This is a genomic window from Larkinella insperata (assembly GCF_026248825.1).
In the GTDB taxonomy this organism is placed as follows: Bacteria; Bacteroidota; Bacteroidia; order Cytophagales; family Spirosomataceae; genus Larkinella; species Larkinella insperata.
Genome location: NZ_CP110973.1, coordinates 4,490,667 through 4,504,794, shown reverse-complemented (window position 1 = coordinate 4,504,794; position 14,128 = coordinate 4,490,667). Strand labels below are relative to the sequence as shown.

Sequence of the window (14,128 nt, the reverse complement as noted above, 5' to 3'; positions counted from 1 at the left end):
AAAACTTGCTTTCATAAACAAATATATTTATAATTGCATACACAAGCAATATAAAAACGAGCTGGGTTGCTCCCTCTTCTGACTCCAGTTGCTCCGTCAGAACAGCAGGTTATCACGAATCCTATTCATTCACTCAAAAGCGAACATCCATGACGAGCGCGATTTACACCCACGAAGGCACCGACGTAGTCGTTAAATTGGGGAATTACAAGAATGGCCGGCTTACGGTTCAACTCATGGATAAAGCGCTTAACTTCCCCTACTGCCGGGTCAGCATCAACCTGACGGATGCTCCCTGCCCTGACGGGTACGCGTACATTAAAAACTATTCGGAAAACACCGGCATTGATAACTGGTTAATGCAGAACGGCATTGTATCCCGGCCCATTCAGCACGTACCGGATCTCAACGGCCAGCTCGTTCCGCTGGTAAAAATTCTGATCGTCGAAGAGGGGGCTTACCTGAAAAAAAGCCCTCACAGCTTCGCTTCGGTCGGTTGCTGATACCACTTCTCCAGCTTCGTCATCAGTTCTTCCAGTTTGACGGGCTTACTGAGAAAATCGTCCATACCGGCATCCAGACATTCCTGCTCGTTGCCCTCCATGGTGTTGGCTGTCAGGGCAACGATGACCGGCTGTTTGTCGAGGTGTTGCCGAATATGCTGGGTGGCTTCCAGACCGTCCATAACCGGCATCTGCATATCCATCAGGATCAGTTCGTACTCTTTCTGAAGGACAGCCTTCAGGGCTTCCTGTCCATTATTGACCATGTCAGGCTGATACCCCAGCTTCCGCAGGATATGCATAATGACGTGCTGGTTCATCAGATTATCCTCGGCCACCAGCAGAACAAAGGGGTATTTTGCACTGAATTCAACCGACAGTTTTTTCTGGGCTGCCGACTCGCGGGGCATCAGCCGGGTCTTCTGAAGCGCGTCCTGCAGGTGCTTGCTCAGGACATGCTGCCGGATGGGCTTGGTCAGCACCGACACAAATAGCTGGCGCTGATCGTCCCTTAATTCTTCACCGATGGAGCTGAGCAGGATGATGGGCAGCCCGGGAACCTTCTCCCGAATTTGCCCGGCTAACATTACGCCATCCATGCCCGGCATCTGCATATCGGTAATAACCAGATCGATTGCGGGATTTCCGGACAGTAGTTCCAGGGCATCTTCCCCGCAGGTTGCCAGCACCGGCCGCAACTTCCAGAACTCGAACTGGCGTTTCAGGATGGCCAGGTTCGTGGCGTTGTCGTCCACCACCAAGATGCGCTTCCCTTCCAGATCGGCCATGCTACCGCTGGTGTAGGGAGTCAGTTTTTTTGTGCCCGGGTAGGTGCTGATGGTAAACGAAAAGGTTGATCCTTTTTCGGGTTCGCTGCTGACGTGGATGTCTCCGCCCATCAACCGAACCAGCTTCTGGGAGATGGCCAGACCAAGCCCCGTACCGCCGTACTTGCGCGTTGTTGACGAGTCGACCTGAGAGAACGATTTGAAGAGCCGGCTCATTTTATCGGCCGGGATACCAATACCTGTGTCCTTTACATCAAACCGGACCTGGAGTTTATCCGTCGGCTGATTCGGTTCGAGACTGACCAGAACGCAGACCTCACCGCGTTCGGTAAACTTGATGGCGTTGCCAACCAGGTTGGTCAGCACCTGCCGCAACCGCAACAGGTCGCCCACGATCTGCACCGGTACGTCTTCCGCAATGTCGTAAATCAGGTCAAGGCCGAGTTTGGTGGCCCGGGTTCCAAAGATATCCAGCACGTCTTCGATACACTGCCGCAGGTTAAAATCCTCGTTTTCCAGCTCCAAGTTGCCGGATTCGATTTTTGAGAAATCAAGAATATCGTTGATGACGTTGATCAGCGTATCTCCGCAGGTGGTTATGGTTTCGGTGAACATCCGCTGCTCTTCGGTCAGCTCCGTTTCCTGCAACAGCGTTGCCATCCCGATCACCCCGTTCATCGGCGTGCGAATCTCGTGGCTCATGGTGGCCAGGAAAATACTCTTGGCCTGATTGGCCTGCTCGGCTTCCTGGCGGGCTTTTTCCAGCTCCAGGTTAGACGCCCGGAGTTGCTCGTTGGCCTTCTTCTGGCTTTCTTCGTTGCGTTTGCGTTCCAGCGAGAGCTGGGCTTCCTTCTGCAACTCCACCATTTCCATCGTCTGCTGGAATTGCAACTCGTGGTATTTGTTGAGCATGTAGGCCCACAGCCCGCATATAAAGAAAATGACGGCCGCCAGCAGAATGTGAATAATGAAGGTCGACAGGTCAAAATAGTCAAGCCGGGTGAAATAGATTTCCTCAAACCCAGCGTTCTGCAAATAGCCAAACACCGCGTGATGCACCAGCACGACCACCAGCATCGGAATCTGCAACTTCCATTTCTGATACGTAATCAGCAGGGCGCTGCCAATGAACGCAAAAAAATGCATTTCAAAAAGCCCGTGCATCTGGTAGATATATTGGGCCATGAAAACGCCGAGTACGACGCTCAAGACATACTGGTAAAGATCCGAATCGGGCAGGAGTCGTTTGACAGAGTAATACGCCAGCAGCGAGAGACCGCCCACCCCGAGGGCAATGAGCCAGGTGTCGTAAAAAACCGCGAAGACCAGGCCGATCAGAAAATAGCCCGATAAAAAGAAATTCATCAGGCGGTCGGATCGCTCCTGAACGCCAGAAAGAAGGTCGCGGGCCAGGTTACCGGCTACGGCTGACGGATACTTCATGTTTATTTTTTTGGTAGTAGAGAGTCGTTTGTGCAATACGTGACACCGCAGCCGTAGGCCGTCAGGGCCAGCGGATCAAGGTTCACCCGGGCTTTTTTCTGCAGTAATTCGGTCAGCGCAATTCGGGCGTAGCTGGTCTTTTCGTCGGTACAGTAGCGGCTGCGGTTGTAGTTTCCCCGGTAGTACAAGCGGTGGTGAGCGTCCAGCAGCGCGGCCTGGGGCGTCGAGTACACCCCGCACGCCGTGGCAAGGGACGCATCGAATAATACCGGTATGTCCAACCCGATTTTTTCCTGGATCTGCCGCACCGAGTAACTTTTTGTACTCATAACGACCACGACAAAAGCTACCTGCTGACCAAACTGCCGCACCAGGGACAGGAAATGAGGCTTGTTAAACCGCGAACAGGGACAGTCCGGGTTAAAGAAATGCAGGAGAACCGGTTGAGTCGGCGGTATATCCGGTCGGTTTTCCAGGGCAATAACGGTTCCGGTTTTCACCGGTTTGTAATTTTCGGGTACGGGCGTCGGCAACTGGTAGATCCAGTCGCTGTACCAGAATAACGCTAGTACCGCTGACAGCAGCACCCCCAACCATATTAATACCAGACCTTTTCGCGTCATGTATGTGCTTGCTACGCTTGTTCAATTAACCGCTGACAGGCGGCAAGAGTAGCCATAGGTTCACGAAAGGGCAATAACAATGCCATGTTTACAACTAATCAATCATTGGTTACATTTAATGTATCTTGTTTTCATTACAGCTACTTTACTCGGTTGCCTGACAGTCTAACCGATTGACCCTCAGTCTCGACCAGCAAGGCCGTATCCCTTGCGTTTTGATCCGTTTTTGATCGGGCCCAGGCTGGCGGATTAGGGCGTTTGCCGCCCGGCTTCTTGCAGAATTTCCCGGCCGAAACGGGATTGTTGCCAGTTTACGGATAGCATCTGGTACATTTCCAGGTAGTCGGCCCGGGTCAGGTACTTGCCCAGGGCGCAGAGGGTCGGCAGCACGGCCCCAACGGCGGAAGTATGATACTGTTTTACGTACGTTTTCAGTAAATCAATCCGATGGGCGGTCATCTCGTCCACGATTTGCTTCAACGGGCGGGCGTTAGCGGTATCGTTTTTCGCCAGTAAGGTCTCATACACCTTTTTGATTCGGATGCGCTGGTAACCAATTTGCTGATCTTTGCGCCACCATTCCTTCCAAAGCCGGTCAATGTCCGAGCCGCTGACCACCACACTATCGTACACGGGTTTCGGTGCCTCCACCGCCAGCGTCCGGTTGTCCAAGAGAATATCGGTCAGTTTCAGGCTTACAGGGCCTTTTCCAGCATACAGATAAACAAAAACCGGCTCCGGCACAGTCCCGCTAAAGGCAAACCGTTCGTGCCGTACCACCGCCGAATCCAGGACCTTACCCTTTCCACCGTCGATCAGGTAAATTTTCGCTTGGTCGGACAAGCCCCGAACGTGCCCGTTGATCTGATAGCCCGTCAGTGGCTGTGCCAGACCTGCTGCGACTGTTAAGACAAAAACCAAAACCGTTAACAACTGCGCTATTTTCATGAGTCCAGGGAGTAAGTTTGCTTTCAGGCATAGACGACCGCAGCGGGTTTTCATTACATTTCGAACGGCCCCTTAAAAACACAAAACTCCGGCAAGCGCCGGAGCCTGTGCTCAACCAACCTATGATGAGAGGCTACTGCCTTCACAACTATAGAGACAGGTGAGCACCAGAAATCACCGTTTTCCCCAAACTATTTTTCAAATTTTCGCAAAAAGTACCTTAACGGAAGGAGCTGGCCCCTTAAACCGGCAACAATTTGTCAACTAGTGAGGAATTGCCGAAACCAATGTCCCGATTGTTTGATGATGCGCTGCTGCGTGGGGTAATCGACGTAGATGAGCCCAAAACGGGGTCGGTAGCCTTCCGCCCATTCGAAATTATCCATCAGTGACCAGGCAAAGTACCCCCCGATCTTCAGTCCTTCCTGTTTGGCCCGCAAAACCTGGCGGAGGTAATTCTGGTAGAATGTTACCCGCTGCGGATCGTCCACCTGGCCGTTGACGAGCCGATCCGGAAAAGCCGCTCCGTTTTCGGTAATGATGATTTCCTTCACCTTTTCGTACTGAGCAAACTGCCGGATGATCTGATAAATTCCTTCCGGATACACCTCCCAGTCCATCGCCGTAACTTCGGATACGCGTCGCTGCCGGGGCTTTACTTCCCGCGCCCAGACGTAAGGAGTAAACCAGTCGTGGCGCACCACCAGCCGGAAGTAATTTTGCAACCCGATGAAATCGAAATCAAAAACCGCCCGCTGCAAGTCCCCCAGTTTGGCGTACTTGGTCAGGATTTGCTTCAGCAACGGGGCGTCCTGCACCGGGTAGCCCAGGCCAAGGCTGGGTTCGATGAAAAGCCGGTTGCCCAGGGCGTTGATCCGGTCGGCGGTTCGCACATCCCGGATGTTGGGCGTGTAGGGTTCTACCGGGGCGCAGAAAAGAGTGGTACCAATGCGGGCGTTGGGAACATTCCGGCGAATGATTCGCCCCCCTTCGCCCTGGCAGATCACGACGTGGTGAACCGCCGGCAGAAAATTCCACAAACCCCGGCGGCCCGGCGCGTGAATCCCGGCAAAATAACCGGCTGCCGTAAACACCAGCGGCTCGTTCAGCACCATCCAGTTTTTCACCTTATGCCCAAAGGCTTTGGTGCAGCACTCAACATACTCGGAAAACCAGCGGAGAACGGTCCGGTTGGTCCAGCCGCCCTTGGCTTCGAGCGCCTGCGGCAAATCCCAGTGGTAAAGCGTCACCCAGGGCTCGATGCCCAGCCGCAGACAGGTGTCAATCAGCCGGTCGTAAAACGCCAGCCCCGCTTCGTTGACCCGCCCCGTACCGTCCGGCATAATCCGGGACCACGACAGCGAAAACCGGAACGCTTTGAAACCCATACTTTTCATTAAGGCCAGGTCGGATTCGTAGCGGTGGTAAAACTCGCAGGCCACATCGCCGTGATCCCGAAAACGCCCCCAGCGCCGGTCGTGTGTAAAGGTATCCCAGATGGAAGGTCCACGCCCGTCGGTCTGGTGCGCCCCTTCTACCTGATAGGCCGCCGTGGCGGTTCCCCAGACGAAATCCGGCCCAAAATCATGCCGGGAAAAAGATGATGATAACGACTGCAACTGACGAAAAAATAGGAGCTGGCAAGGTAACGGGTTTGCGTCGGTATCCGAAAAAAGAGATTGTTAAGAAAGTGTTAAGAAACGTTTAAAAAGCCGTTGAATTTGAGCGGTTTGGTCATTTGGCCGTAAAATTCATGTAATGTTCAGAAGCTAGCTTCGTACCTGAAACCGTCCATTAATTCGCTTATGCGCATTTTGTTTCTGGTACAGGGAGAAGGCCGTGGTCATCTGACCCAGGCGCTTTCGTTAGCCGAATTGGTCAGATCGGCTGGCCACGAAGTGGTGGGAGCGCTGGTGGGCGTCACCCGAAACCGACCGGCTCCGGCCTTTTTCACCGATCAGTTTCCGGCCCCGGTTACCCCTCTGCTCAGTCCCGGGCTGGTCTACCATACGCAAACCCACGCCCTCCAGCCGTCAAAAACCGCCTGGCAAGCCCTCCGGCACATCCGTACTTACCGGCGCAGCCTGCGTCAGATTCGGGATGCCATCGACGCGCTCAAACCGGACCTGGTCGTTAATTTTTACGAGTTACTGGGCGGGCTGACCTACGGTTTTTACCGCCCGGCGGTGCCCATGATTTGCATCGCCCACCAATACCTGGCGTTTCACCCCAATTTTGTCTTTCCGGCCGGGCAGGTCATCGATCAGTTGCTGTTTAAGTTTACCTCAACCCTAACGGCCTGGGGTGCCCGGGAACTGCTGGCCTTGTCGTTCGACGAACAAGCCGAAGTGCCCCGCAGCCGGCTGCGGGTGGTTCCTCCCCTGCTGCGCCGGGACGCCATTGAGCGAACCCCTTCCAACGGCGACTTTTTGCTGGCCTACACCACCAATCCGGGGCTGGTCGAACAGTTGGTCGACGCGCATCACCGGCATCCGGACCTGCCGTTGCGGTGTTTCCATTCGGCCACAAAAGCCGCTGAACAACCGATTGACGCCACCCTGACCTACCACGCCATCGACGGACAACGGTTTCTGGATGCCATGCAGAACTGCCGGGCGGTGGTTACCACGGCCGGTTTTGAATCCGTCTGCGAAGCGTTTTACCTGGGCAAACCCGTGTTGATGATTCCGCAGCCCAACCATTTCGAGCAAGCCTGCAACGCGCTGGACGGTCAGCGGGCCGGTGCGGGTGTCGCGGCCGATTCCTTTGATCTGGACCGCCTGCTCAGCTTCGTGCCAAACTACAACCCGGAAGCCAGCGAACGGTTCCGAACCTGGTACCACCGGGGCTATTACCTGTTTCTGGCGGCCCTGAACCGGGCGGTCAATCCCGACAAACAAACGCCCCGGCAACCCCACCCCACCGGCGCGGCTGAAAACCTTATTGGTGGTTGATTGTTAAGGTATTAGAATGAAACACCAGCGCATCCCGTACGCCCCCAAATTTTTAGCACTCAACGTGACGCATTCTTTCCGAATTCTGCTGCTCCGAAGGCTCAATCAGGTCTTCTGGCTGCTTCTGCTCATGGGATTAACCGCCTGGGGAGCCTGGCGCTTCTGTCAGTTGGCTCCATCCACCACCCCACGGCGGGTCGCTCCCGCAACAACCGAGTTGCAACGGCATCAGCTTCAATCCATTTCTTCGCTCGACTCATCCGTAACCGTGCTGCGTATGGCCGTTATGACCGACCAGTCAGAAACCATTTTGCTGGGCCTGACCGAGGGAATCCGGCAGCAGGCGCATGAAGTAACGTTGCTGACCGATGCGGACGACCAACTGATGAACCACTGCCTGGCGCTCCGGCAATCGCTTCAGCAAAAAGCATCGACCCGTTTTCTTTCTAAACAAATTGCCGACCTGCAATCCCACATTCGGTATCTGCATCACCAAACCACCGGAACTCCGGCGGAATAGCGGATTTTACAGACTCCAAAAAATAAATCCCGGCGAAGGGCCCGGATTTGTAATTGCAAGCGTTGAAACAGCGGCTGCCCGAGCCTCTCTACATGTTTGTTACCCAATGAACCAGAGAAGACAAATGTGGTTCAAATGTACCCGAATCCCGACGCGGGTGGATTATCAAATTGTAAAGATTCACCGTCTTTAATTCAGACAGACAGACCGGTAGGCGATTGCAACGGGGGGGCGGGTTTGCAGGGTTACCGTTTTGACTTCGGTTCTGATCCCGTCCGACACTTCAACCCGGTATTGGCCGTCTTCCAGGGTATTCAGGTCAAACCGAATGGTTGAAGATTCGTTGTCTTTGCCCAGTTTCAACACCGTCAGTGTCTCCCACATTTGGTTCAGCAGCCGAATATCAACCTGGCAGTTTTGGGCCTTATTGACCTTTACACTTAGTTTCATGGTGCTGGCTACCGGATACACCGCAGAGTGAAACGATGATTTTCCCTCAACAACGTCTTCGTTACCATCGGCAAAGCAAACGGAAACCATTCCTAAAATCAGCACAATGAAGGTGGTAGTAACTAGCGTTTTCATGGTATTTGTTGTTTGTGCGTTTGTTAAGAACCGCCTGTTAAGCTGAACTCTACTTTTGTTATTCTAAATGTACATTAATATAAGGTACCTTGCTATACATAGTACTTTAACGGTTAAAATACCGGGTGAGCGGCAAGCGGTTTACCGATGCCCACCCACTCCAGTTTCAGGATATTAAAAAGGCCGCCCGGAATTCCGGGCGGCCTTTTTTGTTCTGTAATAGGGTTTCAATACCGTTCGATGGCAAAGCGTGACACCCCGCCTTCGTAGTCAACGTTGATCTTTTTGGGGCTGGCTGCGTATCCGGGCGTTTGGTAAATGCCCCCGCCGATTTCAACGAAACCGTCCAGCTTTTTAATATTCAGAGCGCCTTTGGTTTCCACCTGACAACCCGTCGTCTTCGGAATTCTGATCGTAACGGAGGCTACTCCTGACTCGATTTTCACGTCAGAAAGTGGTGCCCGATCGCCCAGTTTGAGGTCCAGATCGGCGGCACCGGCTTCCAGCTTCACCGACCGGACAGTGTAGGCGCTCAAATCAAAGTTGGCCTGCCCGGCACCGATGCCAAAATCAAACGACCACGACGGTTTTTGGTTCAGCCGTAAATCCACCTGATTAATCAGTTCGCCGGATTTCAGGTCGATGTTGTCGTCGTCCAGCTTTACGTGCACATCCGCCGAGTTGCTTTCAGAATTTCGGCTCACCGAAACACTGTACTTGCTGACGCTCATGCGGGTATCGGCTTCCACAAGGCTATCCGACAAAGAACCGATGTAAAACCGTCCGGCTCCGCTTTCAAACTTCAGGGTGGCCTGCGTAATCGTGGGGTCCATCGGTTCGGCAATGTGGCTGGTTTGTACTTTAGGCCGGTCGTTCTCCTCACCATCGTTGTCTTCTTGCGCGCGTTCCTGCCGCTCATCCGTTTCCTCGTCGCTCTCTTCGTCGTAATTGTAATGAAAACCGTTGCGATCGTTATCCCAGCGATCCCCGTGGAAGGCTCCGACTATCGCCAGCGGCACGGATACCGCCAACAGGACCGTCGTTACAACGGCGGCTCCCGAATTCCGGCGCGCAAAGATCAGGTTTAAACCCGCCAGGATGATCAGCACCGGCCAGAAGTTGGAGAAGAAGCTCCAGTCTATCTCAAACCAATTGTAATTGTGAGCCAGAAATACCACGCCCAGCGTAATCAGCGCGATTCCCCAGAATAAGCCTGTTCGGTTCATGTGGTTAGAGGGGGTTTTGCGGTGGATTCGTCGAATAAGGATCCGTGGTGCCGGGCCCCGGGTTATAGGGGTCATTGCCGCTGGTGTAGCGGTTTGGCGGAGGGGGCACATCGTTGTCGTTGTTCCGGTTGCGGTCTTTGGCGATCAGCCACGCACCAATACCGATCAGGATCAGCGGCCACATATCGCCAAAATTGATGTCAAACCAGCGGTCGAGCAGAAAGAGAAAACCGATTCCCACCAGAATGGCTCCCCCCACGACGTTACCATTGCGTTCATTTGTATTCATAGTTGTGTACACATTAGTTGAAGGTTCGGACTGATAAGCCGTGTAGTAGCCGGCGACCCGTTCCGGTAGCACGATCCACAAGATAGCATAAATTATCAGGGACGGCACGTGCGGCAGGAAAAAACCGGCTACAAACAGCACCCGGATCAGCGTCCGGTCAATATTGAAATAATGGGCCAGACCGGCGGCTACCCCGCCCAGCATGGCCTCGTCGCGATAACGTTCTAAGCGTTTGGTCATGATCGTATTTGTTGAACACGCTGTAAACCTAGAGCCGTTTTCGGTAGCTTAAAAGAAAGAAGGGAAGAGTGGACGCGGGTCCGGATGGAAGTACGCTAAACCGGATAATAGGTAATACATACTACCGGGTTTAACCTAATAATTTAATCGTCAGTTTCCAAGGCTTCCAGAATGTCCATCAGTTCGCCAAAATCGCGGGAGCCGGGCCGGTCTTCGTCCCCGCCGGTGAGGGCAATGCCCTGGATGGGAAGCTCGGTCAGAAGGTCGTGGACGGACTCCGCTGTAAAACCGGTACCGAGCAGAATGGGATAGTGGGTCGCCAGCCGCTGAAGGATGGCCTTCAGATCGTCGTCGAGATGGAAATTGCCTTTGCTTTCGAGCAGGAAATAATCGACCTGATCGGTTTGGATAGCCGAGAAGTAGGTTTCGAGCTGATCGAGGGTGAGCAGGGCAAGATCCGCTTTCAGAATCAGCCGACTGTCGAAGGTCGACAGGTAAGGTAGCAGGGCGGGCTCCTCAATTTGCAGCACATCCGGCTGGTACAGTTCCAGCAGCCGCTCGATTTCCAGCGGGTCTATGGAGGTTGTTTCCCCGACAATGTGCAGACCCGCCACCCACGAACGAATTTCCTTGAAGGTTTCGGGGGCCACATACTGTTCGGAACTTTCGTCCATTGAAAAACCCAACAGGTCGACACCCATGCCAGCGCAATAGCGGGCATCGCTCAGGTTGGTTACATTACTGATTTTAACGATTGTTTTTAAAGCCATGAAATTTCGATTTACGATTTCCGGTTTGCCGTTTGACGGTGGCTGCCCCATCCGAGTGCATCTGATCAAGTTGCGGCACAGCGTCAAGCGGCAAACCAGCGATCAGCAACTGGTTCAGCAAATGTAAACCGGGTTTATAAATGGAAACCAGCTACCGGTAAAATATTCTTCCCGAGAAGACGGCTTTTCACCCTCACGGATGCACTTGGCCCCACCCTATTTCCGCAGGAGCCGTTGCCCGACCACGTCGCGGTAGCTCCCCGCCAACGGGATGGTAACGTTGCCCACCGTAAGCTGATGCCGTTCGATCCGGCGGATGGCTTTCAGAGCCACGATGTAGGATTTATGAACGCGGATAAACCGATCGGCGGGCAGGGTCGCGAGCATGTCGGCGATGGTCATGCGGGTACAAACCTGCCGGTTTTGCTCATGAATAAAGAGCAGGTTGGTGTCCGATTGAATGTACAGCACTTCATCCAGATGAATGCGAATCCAGTCGTACCCATCTTTCACAAAAATGCTGGACGAATTTTCGCCCTGTGGTTTCAATTGCGCATAGGCCCGGTTGCAGGCCTGTAAAAACCGCCCGAATTCAATGGGTTTCAACAGGTAGTCGAGTGCCTGCAGGGTAAACCCCTCAACGGCGTAATCGGCATAAGCCGTGGTGAAAATAACCGCTTTGTGGAAGGGCAAAATCAGCCGGGCAAAATCGGTTCCGAGCACGTCGGGCATCTGAATATCCAGAAACAACAGGTCGACCCGCTGCGTGTGCAGAGCCGACAGCGCTTCGGTGGTGTTCAGGAAGCCTTGTGAGAGGTTCAGAAACGGCACTTTTGCCGCGTAACGCTGGATTACCTCCAGGGCCGCGGGTTCGTCGTCGATGGCAATCGCTTCAAGCATAGCTCCTTACAGATTAATGGTCAGCTCGACCCGGAATGAACTGGCCGTCTGGCTGATGCGCAGCTCGTGCCGGTTGGGATACATCAGGGCCAGTCGCTGCCGGGCGTTGGTAATGCCCGTACCCGTGCCGTGTCGGGTGCTGGCCCGGGTCCGGCTGTTGACGATTTGCATTCGCATTACGCGGTTTTCGATGGTGATCTCCAGCTCAATGTACGACGATTGGGTCAGACTGATACCGTACTGAAACGCATTTTCGACAAACGGAACCAGCAATAACGGCGGAATCTGGGCCGGCTGGCCATCCCAGTCCAGTTGCGCTGACAGGCGAAAATAAGAACTTTCGGGCAACCGGGCCCGTTGCAGCGCCAGGTACTTTTCCAGAAACTGCAGTTCCTTATCGATCGAGGTGAGCGGTTGTTTGGATTCCTGCAGCGTAAAACGCATGATGCCCGACAACTGCTGGATCATGTCAGCCACGTTCTCGTTATCAACCCGCTGTGCTTCGTTGTAGATGGTATTGAGGGCATTGAACAGAAAATGAGGGTTAATCTGCGCTTTCAGGGCGGTCAGCTCGGCTTCGGTTTTTTGCTGCACCAGTTCGATTTGTTCCCGGCGGGTCCGGAGCGCGTCAGCTACGTAGCCGTAAGCAAGAACAAACGCCAGCAGAACTCCCGTAACCAGCAGGTTTTCATCCACAAATTCGGGTTCCCGATCCGTCCGTAGTTGCAGCAGTTCGAACAGCAGATCCGCCAACACGCACAGCCAGATCCCGTAATAAAACCGCGTCTCCCGGCGAGTCAGCCACCGCCGGAACGCCAGCCGGTAACTAAGGTGGGCAATGCCCCAGATGATCCCCAGCAGCAACAGAATTCCCAGCAGATACCGGGCCAGTCCGCCCACATTCGGCCGGAGTTCATCGGTTTGCTGCCATACGCCCTTGTACAGCAACCCTCCCCAATAGCTGAGCAGACCGCCAGCAACAACGGTGAAAAGCAGGATCGAATAGGGCTTCGGGCGCGACGGCATTGCCAAACTACACGTTAAGGGTTTGAATCAGGCCAATTAGACTTGGCTGGTTTGAGGTTGCGTAGTTCGCGTTCGGCCTGCTCCGGCTTCATGGGTGCCATGAGCAGCGTCCGGGTCAAAAAATCAATATCTTCCACGGCTTTAACGTAATACGTCTGCCCGGGCTGCAAGTTGAGCAACAGTTGCTGATTTTCCGAGAAATAATCTTTCACAGATTCAATCTTCACGCGGCCCGGCGGGAGGTCTACCTGAAGAAAGCGATTGGTCGAGAGCGTACCGAGTTTTCGGTCGTTCAGCCTGATGCCATAGTTATTCCCCCCAAACTCGCGTTGCCGGTAGATAATCAGCCGGGCCTGGCCGCTCCGGGGTTGCCCGCGTTCGTCGGCTGACCCGCCCAGCCATCCCAAAAAACCGATCAACAGGAGCGTCATCATCGCTGGCTATTTTTCAAATAATTGGTTGAAAAGCCGAATACGGTCTGGAAATAAAACTGGCTGATGCGATCAGAAGGGCCACCGATGAGTTGAAAAGCATCGGACTGCCAGACTTCGCGTTGCAGAGCCCGCCGGTAGCCGATCCGCACAGCCGTTAGAAAGCTTAGCGGGCGCTTCTCGCGGAGTACATAGTCAAGATTAACATCCCAATATCCGTTGTTCAGAAATAGAGAAGGAACATTTCCCGGCTGACTATACTGCGGCAAGCTCTGAGCGGCAACTGCCTGACGAGTTCGGCGGTACACACTGTATTCGTATCCGATACCGCCCACACCCGCATTGATGTACAAGCGCCGATTCCGCCCATTGACCACGTCGAAACCGATTAACAGCCCCGTATAGCCAGCTTTGACCAGCCGGGCCACCACAGAATCCTCATCACGGGGCACATTCAAATGGCTGTAATTGATCCCAACCTGCGCCGTCAGTTTGAGTCGCTGATACCGGGCGCTGACCCCAAAGTGGATAAACGGCTCGAGGCTCCCCTGCGATTTAATACGATTGCTTTCAAAGAATGATCGGACGTTTGGCAGGCTCGTGATCGCGTAAGTGATTCCGATTTCCGCGCTCCAGCCAAACTTGTAACTGCTTTTGGGCGGGATCGTCGGCGTTGTCGTCGAATCGACGGATTGCGCCATCACGCTCGAGGTGGTCAGAAGCATAAGAATCAGGAAGCGGTTCATGGCGGAGCTGTTTTAACAAGCGTTGATGCGCCAAAACAAACACGACTCCTCCGGTTCGCCAAGCACCTGGGACCACCCGCGTAAAGTTTGTGGGGAAACCCCATAACTTTGTGATCTCTCCGCAGCTTTTCAAACA

General features: G+C 53.9%; 16 protein-coding genes. 4 read left to right on the top strand and 12 right to left on the bottom strand.

Annotated elements, in window-relative coordinates:
• The first annotated feature begins 149 nt into the window (after positions 1-149).
• The gene (locus OQ371_RS18265; RefSeq protein WP_265989654.1) at positions 150-503 is read left to right on the top strand and encodes a hypothetical protein; all 354 of its coding nucleotides are present in this window, start codon (positions 150-152) and stop codon (positions 501-503) included.
• Here OQ371_RS18265 and OQ371_RS18260 read toward each other — a convergent pair.
• From OQ371_RS18260 to OQ371_RS18245, 4 genes are all read right to left on the bottom strand, one after another.
• Positions 476-2,734 (bottom strand): response regulator, encoded by a 2,259-nt coding sequence (locus tag OQ371_RS18260; RefSeq protein WP_265989653.1) that lies wholly within the window; start codon positions 2,732-2,734, stop codon positions 476-478. The genes OQ371_RS18265 and OQ371_RS18260 overlap by 28 nt on opposite strands.
• A 2-nt stretch (positions 2,735-2,736) precedes the next feature.
• Positions 2,737-3,357: a DUF6436 domain-containing protein gene (locus OQ371_RS18255; protein ID WP_265989652.1), complete on the bottom strand. Its 621-nt coding sequence runs from the start codon at positions 3,355-3,357 to the stop codon at positions 2,737-2,739.
• Positions 3,358-3,606: 249 nt separating this feature from the next.
• Positions 3,607-4,305 carry a DUF4369 domain-containing protein gene (locus tag OQ371_RS18250; RefSeq protein WP_265989651.1) on the bottom strand — a complete coding sequence of 233 codons (699 nt, stop codon included), beginning with the start codon at positions 4,303-4,305 and terminating at the stop codon, positions 3,607-3,609.
• A 260-nt stretch (positions 4,306-4,565) separates the two neighbouring features.
• Positions 4,566-5,924, bottom strand: coding sequence for a GH1 family beta-glucosidase (locus OQ371_RS18245; RefSeq protein WP_265989650.1), 1,359 nt, complete (start codon positions 5,922-5,924; stop codon positions 4,566-4,568).
• Positions 5,925-6,110: 186 nt separating this feature from the next.
• Between OQ371_RS18245 and OQ371_RS18240 the strand changes: the two genes are divergently transcribed.
• Both OQ371_RS18240 and OQ371_RS18235 read left to right on the top strand, forming a co-directional pair.
• Positions 6,111-7,259, top strand: a complete 1,149-nt coding sequence (locus OQ371_RS18240; RefSeq protein WP_265989648.1) for a glycosyltransferase family protein — start codon at positions 6,111-6,113, stop codon at positions 7,257-7,259.
• A gap of 16 nt (positions 7,260-7,275) precedes the next feature.
• Positions 7,276-7,779 (top strand): hypothetical protein, encoded by a 504-nt coding sequence (locus OQ371_RS18235; protein WP_265989647.1) that lies wholly within the window; start codon positions 7,276-7,278, stop codon positions 7,777-7,779.
• 189 nt (positions 7,780-7,968) lie between these two features.
• On the opposite strand, the gene OQ371_RS18230 is transcribed toward OQ371_RS18235, so the two are convergent.
• The 4 genes from OQ371_RS18230 to trpF all read right to left on the bottom strand — a co-directional run bounded on the left by OQ371_RS18230 (position 7,969) and on the right by trpF (position 10,889).
• Positions 7,969-8,364: an immunoglobulin domain-containing protein gene (locus tag OQ371_RS18230; protein ID WP_265989646.1), complete on the bottom strand. Its 396-nt coding sequence runs from the start codon at positions 8,362-8,364 to the stop codon at positions 7,969-7,971.
• A gap of 227 nt (positions 8,365-8,591) precedes the next feature.
• Positions 8,592-9,590, bottom strand: coding sequence for a toast rack family protein (locus OQ371_RS18225; protein ID WP_265989645.1), 999 nt, complete (start codon positions 9,588-9,590; stop codon positions 8,592-8,594).
• Between the two features lie 4 nt (positions 9,591-9,594).
• On the bottom strand, positions 9,595-10,119 hold the full coding sequence (locus OQ371_RS18220) for a PspC domain-containing protein (protein WP_265989644.1): 525 nt from the start codon (positions 10,117-10,119) through the stop codon (positions 9,595-9,597).
• A gap of 143 nt (positions 10,120-10,262) precedes the next feature.
• Positions 10,263-10,889 carry a phosphoribosylanthranilate isomerase gene (gene trpF, locus OQ371_RS18215; RefSeq protein ID WP_265989642.1) on the bottom strand — a complete coding sequence of 209 codons (627 nt, stop codon included), beginning with the start codon at positions 10,887-10,889 and terminating at the stop codon, positions 10,263-10,265.
• Here trpF and OQ371_RS18210 point away from each other — a divergent pair.
• The gene (locus OQ371_RS18210) at positions 10,888-11,016 is read left to right on the top strand and encodes a hypothetical protein (RefSeq protein ID WP_265989640.1); all 129 of its coding nucleotides are present in this window, start codon (positions 10,888-10,890) and stop codon (positions 11,014-11,016) included. The two genes, trpF and OQ371_RS18210, sit on opposite strands and share 2 nt — an antisense overlap.
• An 89-nt stretch (positions 11,017-11,105) precedes the next feature.
• Here OQ371_RS18210 and OQ371_RS18205 read toward each other — a convergent pair whose 3' ends face one another.
• Genes OQ371_RS18205 through OQ371_RS18190 form a run of 4 tightly spaced genes read right to left on the bottom strand, consistent with a single transcriptional unit; the run spans position 11,106 to position 13,992 of the window.
• Entirely contained in the window at positions 11,106-11,789 is a 684-nt protein-coding gene (locus OQ371_RS18205) for a LytR/AlgR family response regulator transcription factor (protein ID WP_265989638.1), read from the bottom strand.
• 6 nt (positions 11,790-11,795) lie between these two features.
• On the bottom strand, positions 11,796-12,815 hold the full coding sequence (locus OQ371_RS18200) for a sensor histidine kinase (protein WP_265994335.1): 1,020 nt from the start codon (positions 12,813-12,815) through the stop codon (positions 11,796-11,798).
• A gap of 14 nt (positions 12,816-12,829) precedes the next feature.
• A complete protein-coding gene (locus OQ371_RS18195; RefSeq protein WP_265989636.1) occupies positions 12,830-13,249 on the bottom strand; it encodes a DUF2846 domain-containing protein in 420 nt (139 codons plus the stop codon).
• On the bottom strand, positions 13,246-13,992 hold the full coding sequence (locus OQ371_RS18190; protein WP_265989634.1) for a hypothetical protein: 747 nt from the start codon (positions 13,990-13,992) through the stop codon (positions 13,246-13,248). Before OQ371_RS18190 ends, OQ371_RS18195 begins: the two co-directional genes overlap by 4 nt.
• Positions 13,993-14,128 lie beyond the last annotated feature (136 nt).

Excerpts from the sequence above, each read along its gene's own strand:
- OQ371_RS18190 (WP_265989634.1), bottom strand. The coding sequence starts at position 13,992 with ATGAACCGCTTCCTGATTCTTATGCTTCTGACCACCTCGAGCGTGATG.
- OQ371_RS18260 (WP_265989653.1), bottom strand. The coding sequence starts at position 2,734 with ATGAAGTATCCGTCAGCCGTAGCCGGTAACCTGGCCCGCGACCTTCTT.
- OQ371_RS18250 (WP_265989651.1), bottom strand. The coding sequence starts at position 4,305 with ATGAAAATAGCGCAGTTGTTAACGGTTTTGGTTTTTGTCTTAACAGTC.
- OQ371_RS18235 (WP_265989647.1), top strand. The coding sequence starts at position 7,276 with ATGAAACACCAGCGCATCCCGTACGCCCCCAAATTTTTAGCACTCAAC.
- OQ371_RS18255 (WP_265989652.1), bottom strand. The coding sequence starts at position 3,357 with ATGACGCGAAAAGGTCTGGTATTAATATGGTTGGGGGTGCTGCTGTCA.
- OQ371_RS18220 (WP_265989644.1), bottom strand. The coding sequence starts at position 10,119 with ATGACCAAACGCTTAGAACGTTATCGCGACGAGGCCATGCTGGGCGGG.
- OQ371_RS18225 (WP_265989645.1), bottom strand. The coding sequence starts at position 9,590 with ATGAACCGAACAGGCTTATTCTGGGGAATCGCGCTGATTACGCTGGGC.
- OQ371_RS18240 (WP_265989648.1), top strand. The coding sequence starts at position 6,111 with ATGCGCATTTTGTTTCTGGTACAGGGAGAAGGCCGTGGTCATCTGACC.
- trpF (WP_265989642.1), bottom strand. The coding sequence starts at position 10,889 with ATGGCTTTAAAAACAATCGTTAAAATCAGTAATGTAACCAACCTGAGC.
- OQ371_RS18200 (WP_265994335.1), bottom strand. The coding sequence starts at position 12,815 with ATGCCGTCGCGCCCGAAGCCCTATTCGATCCTGCTTTTCACCGTTGTT.
- OQ371_RS18195 (WP_265989636.1), bottom strand. The coding sequence starts at position 13,249 with ATGATGACGCTCCTGTTGATCGGTTTTTTGGGATGGCTGGGCGGGTCA.
- OQ371_RS18205 (WP_265989638.1), bottom strand. The coding sequence starts at position 11,789 with ATGCTTGAAGCGATTGCCATCGACGACGAACCCGCGGCCCTGGAGGTA.
- OQ371_RS18265 (WP_265989654.1), top strand. The coding sequence starts at position 150 with ATGACGAGCGCGATTTACACCCACGAAGGCACCGACGTAGTCGTTAAA.
- OQ371_RS18230 (WP_265989646.1), bottom strand. The coding sequence starts at position 8,364 with ATGAAAACGCTAGTTACTACCACCTTCATTGTGCTGATTTTAGGAATG.
- OQ371_RS18210 (WP_265989640.1), top strand. The coding sequence starts at position 10,888 with ATGAAATTTCGATTTACGATTTCCGGTTTGCCGTTTGACGGTGGCTGC.